We start from the raw sequence: 8,152 nt of genomic DNA, 5'->3' as shown, positions 1-8,152 counted from the left end.
GTTGATTTTGAGCTTTAATTAGTCTAGACTTCATGATAACGCCTCCTAAGGTGAGTTCTGAGGGCTCCAACCCAGTACATACTCATCCTAGCGGGGCGTTCGTTTTTCTGCAAATCGAATCTACTAACACCTACAGGAATGTTAACGGGTAACGTTAGTAAAAGATATGAGGGTGATGATCTGAGAAAGAATTAGTGGTTTAGATTAGTCGTTCTTACTTTGCTTGTAGTCGCAATTATTGCGGTTATTCTATTATGGTTTTTTGGATACTATATCCTGCCAACTCCTCCCGATTGGGATTAAACTAACGAAGAACGATAGTTCAATTGTATTAGGTCTGCCATTCGGTAGCTTCTTCTCAACTAACGGGCAGGTTAACACAACAGTATTATGGAATATATTTGGGATATCTAATACCGTGAGGAGGAAAAACATTTGCGTTATAGGGCATCTTCCCTTTGTATCGTTAAAAGAAGAGAATCAATATTACTTGAACAATTCCCCGAAGAAGACGGTGTCATAACATTTGGCCCAGTTGGTGGCACGATTGAGTATGGAGAAGATAGTAAATCAGCTGTAGTACGGGAAGTAAAAGAAGAGATAAATATTGATATCATTGAACCAAAATTGATTGGGATTATCGAGAACATTTACCCATGCTACGGTCAAATTGGACATGAATATGACTTTATTTATGAAGCGAGCTTTAATTGCTCTGATAATTATGAAAAGGAAGTATTTGAAGGGATTGAGGGAGACAAAAGGTTTTTAGCTGTTTGGAAGAGCCTGAGTGATATTAAGGAAAATCCTCAATATAAACTTGTACCTGATGGTCTATATGAGATGCTTACAAGTGGGCAAGACAGTGTCTCTGAAATTAAACATATAAACACAAGAGATCTATTAGCTTTTTAAATCAATCGTGATTGAACTAACGGGAAACTATAGCTCAACACTCAATTCGGAGGAGGTTGCGGGCAAGGATCGGCAGCTTCGTTACATTAACGGGTAGTTTAACGCAGCATCTTAATACCTTATCTCGTTTGAAGTATAATGCTAAAACTATGTGCCGAGCGGAATTGTTGCTTCATTGAAGTAACGATTAGCTAAAGGACTTAATGCGGTAGGAGGGATATCTTGAAGAGATTGTTATTTATTCCGATACTTATCCTTTTAACAATATCTTTAGCGGACGTAATCTATTTCAATCTGAAAGAAGTGAGTTACCAATTGAGATGACTGCTTTCAACAGTCTTAATGATGAAAAACAAGACCAAATTCCTGTGAGTCCGAAAGATTCAGTTGTAAGGAAAGTGACTGTTAATAATAATTTGCTAATTTAATTGGTAGCTATTACGGAAAAGAAGTATACTCCGTTACATTTAATCATACTGAGTGTTTCAACTGAAAGTATCACGGTATGTGTTGATTTGGATAAAAAAAATTGTTGGACAAGGGTTCAGTGATTAAAATTACGAAGACTGCCAATTTTGTAATTCAAAATACCGCCTCGGATGAAGCTGTCGCCGCGAAGTGTCACCAAAATCGAGTACGGGCGGCGGTTGCCTGAGCCTGACTCCGCTCAATCCAAACGGATCAATAGGTGCAGTTGCATTGCAAACGAGAGAAGGGCACTCTAATTGCGGGCGCCCTTCTCACTTTATTTTCATCATAAAATGACGAACTTATAGAATTGCTTTTTGGTTCCATTATTGGATGTGAAACAAAGGTAGGAGGAAAGGATCTTTTATGGGAAACCGGACATTCCTGAACGTTACAAACGCCGATACAGATTCGGTCGATTATGAGAATACAGCTTTCGAGACGAATAATTTTCTCGCTCCAGTATGGTTTTGTCTGGTCAGCCAGGAGCAGTTCCAGCGCTATAGCGGGCAGCTTATGCAAGCATGGAGCAGGATTCAACCCCATATGGACCAACCGGATGTGGAGGATCTCCCTGAGTGGGAATGCTTTTCCGAGGCATTCCAATGGCAGATTCCATGGGCGGATGCTGCAGAGCAGCTGCGCCTGAGCTTACCCGGCACGCTGGCCCATTTCCCTTCTCTTGCCGCACCTGTGCATGAGTGGCTGGAAACCTTGTCGACCCATGTACAGCGGCATTCTGCTGCCGTTATTCATCTGGAGCTTTCACAATATTTCTCGTTTACGGGTGATCCCGCCCTCTATCTGAAAGACATTCAAGAATACGTTACGCTCTGGCAGTCGCCGCATCCCTCGCAGGTGAAGGTCTGGCAGGGAGCAGCCGCTAACTTCTATATGCTGAGTGGTGAGCATTTGCCATGGAGAGAACGTACGGCAGCTCAGCCGGAGCAAGCTCAGGAAATTCAGCCAGCACAGTCCACTCCTCCAACATCTGGGAAGCGCCAGGCCAAATGGCGGCAGGAGCTCTACATATGGTTGCTTGCGATTCTGTCCGCAGCCCTCTTTCTTACCGTCTATGTCAAGACCTCCAGTGGATGGTTGGCGGCGCTCGGCTTCCTCATCCCCTCAATGTTAATCGTTTTGTGGAATGTGATTTTCGGTTCTAAAAAAACCTCCCGCCAACGGATGGAGGCGGCTATGGCCTTGAAGAGGAACAGTACCCGCTCTTATGCTGTGCTCAGGATTGAATATTTTGATGGGCATTCACCAATTGGGGTGGATGGCATGGAAACCGGCCCTTCGGAGAATAAATCATTACCGGATCTTATCCCCTGGCTGCAAATCATTCAAGCGAAAGTGCTTTCATCTCATGAGGTTGGGCTCATGATTTCTACAAAAAATCCACCAGTCTCTACCTTACAACTTCATTTTAAGCTGGATGAACAGCTGGTAGCCAAGGATACTGTATCAGCGGTTAATGCCATTGTGTTGGCTCATAAAATGTCCGTTTAACTGCAATGACTTCGACCTCAATCTGGATTGGCAGCTTCGTTGCGCTAACGGGCAGGATTGTCTCAAACGATGAAGAACTCTTTTACGTAAGTAAGCTTCGCTAAACTAACGGGCAGTTTAGTTCCAATATGTAGTATGATTAGAACAAAAAAGGTGATTAAATGGAACTAATCAGGGTTTCTTTCGAAAAGAAAATGATATTACGCAATCTTATGGAATTATACCAGTACGATATGAGCGATTTTGAAGATGACGGAGAAGATGATGTAAATGAGTATGGTCGAACTAACGGGTAACGATAGTTCAATAATAATGCCCCTCATTGCGAAGGCCTTCGTATATGACTGGGAATAATATTGGGGGCGTGGAAGTGAGCGATGATCTAGTAAAAAACAGAGTAGTTCAGATCCTCAATGACATGCTTAATGGGAAGATAAATATTATACTTGGATGCCTTGAACTGGATGGGTTATGGCATCAAGGCCATACCTTTATTGGAATAGATTTTGGAGAGCATTATCACAATTTGGCTCATATACCCTTACCTGCGCAATATCATTTGTGGAATCAAGAAGCGTTAAAGGAACGCATAAAAGAACTAGATGCATACAAGCCAAATATCTTATATACAGCGAGATTATTGTTAGACGAAATAAATATAGAACGTCGTTAAGCTAACGGGACACGATAGTTGAAAAGTCGTAGCCATAGCAATGGCAGTCTAGATCTTTATTTCGCGTCCTAGTCTGCTGCTGTTGCTGCGGATTTAATTTGCAAAGTCTGATGATAGTTGAGGACGAGTTACGTGTTTAAAAGCAGCTCCTCTATGATTTATTTTGGTAATTTGAATAGACTGTTTTGTAGAAGGAATCTCAATGGAAGGACAGATGTGAAATGGAGAGAAAAGCAACAGTAAAATTAGATGATCTAATTACTGAAATTGAAATTCAAATGGATGAGACCCTAACATACATAAACATCCAGACAGGAGAAGTAATAACATTATCGAGAGAAGAGATGAGAGCGGCAGAAGATGAAGAGCTGCTTGACAATTATCCGGATTGGGAACGAGAGAACATTGAACAAGCCATAAAAATTATAGAGGATGAAGACGAGGTTTACCTCGATTTCACATTAAGAAACGAGTTCCATGAGTATGAACTAATAGAAGAATTTATTGAGACATTAGACAAAGCAGAGGTTCGAGAAAAATTGTTTGGAGCTATTCAAGGAAGAGGAGCATTTAGAAGATTTAAAGATGGAATCATTGAACATGACGTCGAAAGACAATGGTATGAATTCAAAGAAAAAAAGGTGAAGGAATTAGTTATGGAATGGTGTAAAGAGAAGGGTCTTATAATAGAGGAATGAAGTGTTATTTATTGGGAGGATAAACATGGCTTTAGACAATTAGATATCTCTACAAGAGTCAAGCCGTCAGTCAATTTGTATAAGGAGGAACCTTCATTTGAAATGGACGGTCATACCCATACCCCATACTGTCATCATGGCAGTGGCACTTCACAAGAAGAATATTTAGAACGAGCGATTAATTTAGGATTCGAGCGTTACACGTTCAGTGAACATGCCCCTTTACCATTGAACTGGATCGATGATGCTTCGTTATATAAAAGGCCAGCAATGCCTTACAGTGAACTTTCTCTGTACATCGAACATGCCAAGCATTATAAGCAAGAATACAATGGAAAGATAGATGTTGCTGTTGGTTTAGAGCTAAATTACTTACCAGGTAAATTTGATTTCACTGAAAGAATAATAGATGACTTTGATCAGGATTTAGAAGACATTATTTATTCTGTGCACTGTATACCCGGTATGGGTGGAATGAGATTAATTGATTACCGACCAGATTATTTTAAAGAATATATATTAAAGCATTACGGAACGATGGAGAAGGTTGTTGATGAGTACTACAACTATATTGAAGAAGCAATTGAGTGGATCTCCCAATTCTCTATACGGAAAAGAATTGGACATATTAATCTAATTGAAAAATTTAAAACCGACTTGCCTGAAATAGATGAAGAGGAGAAAATTATTTCGCTCCTCCTTAGAATGAATGTTGGACTTGATGTGAAAACGGCAGGATTAAGGGTAGATACATGTGGGAAAGCGTATGTGCCTGAATGGTTCCTGATTAAATGTAGGCACCATGGGGTTTCGTGTATATACGGGTCAGATGCCCATTCTCCAGATCACTTAGGGATTGGATGGGAGTGGTTTGTGGAGCTAGAGCACTACGCTAACGGGACACGCTAGTTCAATACTGTAGGCAGATTAAAACCTCTCCTTAGAAGCAAACTAGATTTAATAGCTTCTAAAGGGAGGTTTTGTTATGAACTTAAATGAGTTGTGGAGGTTGTATGAAGCTGACAAACGTATTCAAGGGTTCAGTCCAAAAACATTAAAGGCATACGCCCTTCAGCACAAAATGTTAATACTGGAGCTAGGTGGCCTCGATATAACGGAGGTAACGTTAACAATGCTTAAGGAGTACTTGGCAAAACAAGCAGATCGGTTGAAGCCAAGCAGCCTAGGCCATCGAATTCGGTTTGTTCTTCTCTTTTCCGTTACGCGTATGAAGAGACGTATCTGACTTCAAATCCCTCTCTAAAATTGAGAGAACCAAAATTAGATAAGCGCATTCCTAAGTTTTTGATTGAGGAGAGCGTTATACACTTGAAGATCTCTTGTCAGTCACTCAGGGAAAGAGCGCTGCTTGAGTTTCTTTACTGTACCGGCTGCCGGGTTGGGGAGGTGGAGAAGATCAATATCGAGGACCATAATTGGGAGAACTGCTCAGCAATCGTTAATGGCAAGGGTTCGAAGCAGAGAGAAGTTTACTTTACGACAGAGTGCAAAGTATGGTTAAAGAAGTACCTGGCCAGTCGTGGGGATTCCTGTAAAGCCTTATTTGTTATGGAGGATATGCGAATGATGCAGCCGGAGCCGTCATTGGAGATAATCAAACAATTATTTTTGAACGCAGGTTTGGAAAGGCATTGGGAGAAATACAATCAGTTAGTGAAGCCTGGTTTCTTCCTAGAACCGACTATAGCACCAGAAGATGAAATTCCTATCGGAAAAAGTAAGATTGGAGGGAACCCTGATATTCCAATGGGTTTTACGTGGCCGGACTGGGAAGGGCATCCAATGAGTTTTATAGCACAAATAAATTTAGAGGAATTTCCTATGTCTTCGATAGATCATAATTACCCTGCCACTGGGATTCTTCATTTTTTTTATCCTTGTGATGATGATGTGCTTTTCTCTGATGAATTTTTATATGACGCCTTTCCAAAAGATCAAAACGTGGTGCTTTACACATCTGATTTATCCGATCTGAAACGAATTAAGGCAGATCCCGATATCATTTCATTTTCGAGTTGTTTAATGAATTTAAAATTTGAAAACATGATTCCGGTTAACTCACTTATTAATGAAAAACGTTTATTTGATAACGACGAGGAAGCGTATGTCCTCTACGAGAACTTCTGCTCTTCATATTATGAGATGTGTAATCATGATATTGGATTTCGCTTTTTTGGTTATATAAATGGATTACAGTATGACTTTCAAGATGCTGATACTGAGTTGTTATTTCAGGTAGATACCAATGATGAAATAGGAATGCAATGGGATTTATCAGGATTACTTTATTTTTATATTACAAAGGAAGATTTGCTGAATAGGAATTTTGATGAAGTGTTTACTGATCGGGTCGGTACTTAGTATGCGGCCCCATAAAATCCCCCCATTTGTTAGGAACTAAATAGAAATTCTGAACAAATCCCACTACGTTTACTGGAAGTCGAGACACTCAGCCATACGGATGAACGATAACTCAATCCTGACACGACGGAAGCCGGCCAATGACCGGCTGGTGTTTTCTCAACTAACGGGCAGGATAGTTGAAGAACATACACGGTGAACCATACCATAAATGACGGCTAAAAATTTTGTTGTGGAAAGTGACCTAACAATACGATCAACCGGAATAGTCCAATGCAAACGAAGAAAACAACACGTAGTGCGATATGCACTCGTGTTGCTTTCCATGTTTTAATATCCATACTTTTATATAACATATATGTTGTTGCTAGATAGGCTTGCCTGGCTATTAAAGATGCGAACCGCCGCTTGCGTCGATCAACTGACCGGTTACCCAGCGGCTGTCCGGAGAAGCGAGGAAGGCGGCGATATCCGCAACGTCTCCGGGTTCTCCCCAACGGTTGAAAACGGAAAGGCCTGCCGCATATTTTTGTCCGTCTGGATGACTCAAAGTTCCTTCATTCATCTCGGTGTTGATGATGCCGGGTTGGATGGAGTTGACCGTAATATTTCTGCTCCCCAACTGCTTGGCCAGCAGCAGTGTAAAGGTATTGATCGCTCCTTTTGTCATGCTGTAGGTGAAGACACCCGGGGAAGCTACCCGTGTCACGAAGGAAGAAATGTTGATGATGCGCCCGCCGTCCTTCAACCGCGGCAAAGCTTGCTGCATTACAAAAAACGGCGCTTTGACGTTAATCGTCATCACTTCGTCAAAAGTAGCTTCCGTCGCTTCTTCGAAAGTAAGAATTTGCCCGATTCCCGCGTTGTTGACCAAAATATCGAATCCGCCGCCGTCCCCGTGCTCTCGAATTGCTTCGTCCAGCGCCGCGATCAACTCGCGAATGCCGTCAGGCGTGCTCAAATTGGCGCCAATCGCACAGGCGTTTCCTCCGTTTTGGGCGATTTGTTGCACGACCGCTTCTGCTTCATGGCGGCGTTGACCGTAATGTACGGCGACAAAAGCGCCCTCCTGCGCCAGACGTAACGCGACGCTGCGCCCGATCCCCCGGCTGGCCCCCGTTACTAACGCTATTTTTCCTGTCAATTTGCTCATCAGTACTCAGCTCCTTATTCTCTGTTTCTCTATAGTTGTAACATAGGAGCCGTTTTGAAATGTTGCTCTCTTATTGCTTCGGATGACCGCACTACCGTTCACGTTAGCGTCGCTCATGTTCGCGTTGTCCGTATCGACGACTGTTGCTGAAGAAGCGGAGCGTTCGTCTTTGTTCCCCGACTTCGACCTCCCTCCTTTACTGTCTTTCAGCCTGAATGCTGTACCGGCTAATTTTGACCATATAGGCCCGACGGAAATTATCCTTGGAAGCTCGAAAGCCGACCAAGATAGGGTCGCCTTCTTGCATAAGCTATGGGGTTAGTCCGCAAGATGCAGACTTCTTAACGACAG

Annotated in this window: 9 protein-coding genes; 8 read left to right on the top strand and 1 reads right to left on the bottom strand. The window is 42.2% G+C overall.

Going from position 1 to position 8,152, the window contains the following annotated elements:
- The first annotated feature begins 435 nt into the window (after positions 1-435).
- From AB4Z17_RS03560 to AB4Z17_RS03530, 7 genes are all read left to right on the top strand, one after another.
- The gene (locus tag AB4Z17_RS03560; protein ID WP_441958186.1) at positions 436-915 is read left to right on the top strand and encodes an NUDIX hydrolase; all 480 of its coding nucleotides are present in this window, start codon (positions 436-438) and stop codon (positions 913-915) included.
- An 834-nt stretch (positions 916-1,749) separates the two neighbouring features.
- Positions 1,750-2,895, top strand: coding sequence for a hypothetical protein (locus AB4Z17_RS03555; protein WP_441958184.1), 1,146 nt, complete (start codon positions 1,750-1,752; stop codon positions 2,893-2,895).
- Positions 2,896-3,235: 340 nt separating this feature from the next.
- Positions 3,236-3,568, top strand: a complete 333-nt coding sequence (locus AB4Z17_RS03550; protein ID WP_441958182.1) for a hypothetical protein — start codon at positions 3,236-3,238, stop codon at positions 3,566-3,568.
- Between the two features lie 221 nt (positions 3,569-3,789).
- Positions 3,790-4,266: a UPF0158 family protein gene (locus AB4Z17_RS03545; protein ID WP_441958181.1), complete on the top strand. Its 477-nt coding sequence runs from the start codon at positions 3,790-3,792 to the stop codon at positions 4,264-4,266.
- A gap of 102 nt (positions 4,267-4,368) precedes the next feature.
- Positions 4,369-5,175, top strand: a complete 807-nt coding sequence (hisJ, locus tag AB4Z17_RS03540) for a histidinol-phosphatase HisJ (RefSeq protein WP_441958179.1) — start codon at positions 4,369-4,371, stop codon at positions 5,173-5,175.
- Positions 5,176-5,251: 76 nt separating this feature from the next.
- Positions 5,252-5,512 (top strand): integrase, encoded by a 261-nt coding sequence (locus AB4Z17_RS03535; protein WP_441911521.1) that lies wholly within the window; start codon positions 5,252-5,254, stop codon positions 5,510-5,512.
- A gap of 20 nt (positions 5,513-5,532) precedes the next feature.
- Positions 5,533-6,648 (top strand): DUF1963 domain-containing protein, encoded by a 1,116-nt coding sequence (locus AB4Z17_RS03530; RefSeq protein WP_441958177.1) that lies wholly within the window; start codon positions 5,533-5,535, stop codon positions 6,646-6,648.
- Between the two features lie 388 nt (positions 6,649-7,036).
- Here AB4Z17_RS03530 and AB4Z17_RS03525 read toward each other — a convergent pair whose 3' ends face one another.
- Positions 7,037-7,801 (bottom strand): SDR family oxidoreductase, encoded by a 765-nt coding sequence (locus tag AB4Z17_RS03525; protein WP_441911519.1) that lies wholly within the window; start codon positions 7,799-7,801, stop codon positions 7,037-7,039.
- A gap of 82 nt (positions 7,802-7,883) precedes the next feature.
- Between AB4Z17_RS03525 and AB4Z17_RS03520 the strand changes: the two genes are divergently transcribed.
- Positions 7,884-8,123, top strand: coding sequence for a hypothetical protein (locus AB4Z17_RS03520; protein WP_441958175.1), 240 nt, complete (start codon positions 7,884-7,886; stop codon positions 8,121-8,123).
- Positions 8,124-8,152 lie beyond the last annotated feature (29 nt).

The organism is Paenibacillus sp. TAF43_2, assembly GCF_052113545.1.
Taxonomy (GTDB): Bacteria; Bacillota; Bacilli; order Paenibacillales; family Paenibacillaceae; genus Pristimantibacillus.
Note: the sequence above shows the minus strand (reverse complement) of the source record. Positions and strands in the feature narration are given on the sequence as shown.

What these genes read in the sequence shown, in the direction of transcription:
- AB4Z17_RS03555 (WP_441958184.1), top strand. Translation starts at nt 1,750, where the DNA reads ATGGGAAACCGGACATTCCTGAACGTTACAAACGCCGATACAGATTCG.
- AB4Z17_RS03550 (WP_441958182.1), top strand. Translation starts at nt 3,236, where the DNA reads ATGACTGGGAATAATATTGGGGGCGTGGAAGTGAGCGATGATCTAGTA.
- AB4Z17_RS03545 (WP_441958181.1), top strand. Translation starts at nt 3,790, where the DNA reads ATGGAGAGAAAAGCAACAGTAAAATTAGATGATCTAATTACTGAAATT.
- hisJ (WP_441958179.1), top strand. Translation starts at nt 4,369, where the DNA reads ATGGACGGTCATACCCATACCCCATACTGTCATCATGGCAGTGGCACT.
- AB4Z17_RS03535 (WP_441911521.1), top strand. Translation starts at nt 5,252, where the DNA reads ATGAACTTAAATGAGTTGTGGAGGTTGTATGAAGCTGACAAACGTATT.
- AB4Z17_RS03525 (WP_441911519.1), bottom strand. Translation starts at nt 7,801, where the DNA reads ATGAGCAAATTGACAGGAAAAATAGCGTTAGTAACGGGGGCCAGCCGG.
- AB4Z17_RS03520 (WP_441958175.1), top strand. Translation starts at nt 7,884, where the DNA reads ATGACCGCACTACCGTTCACGTTAGCGTCGCTCATGTTCGCGTTGTCC.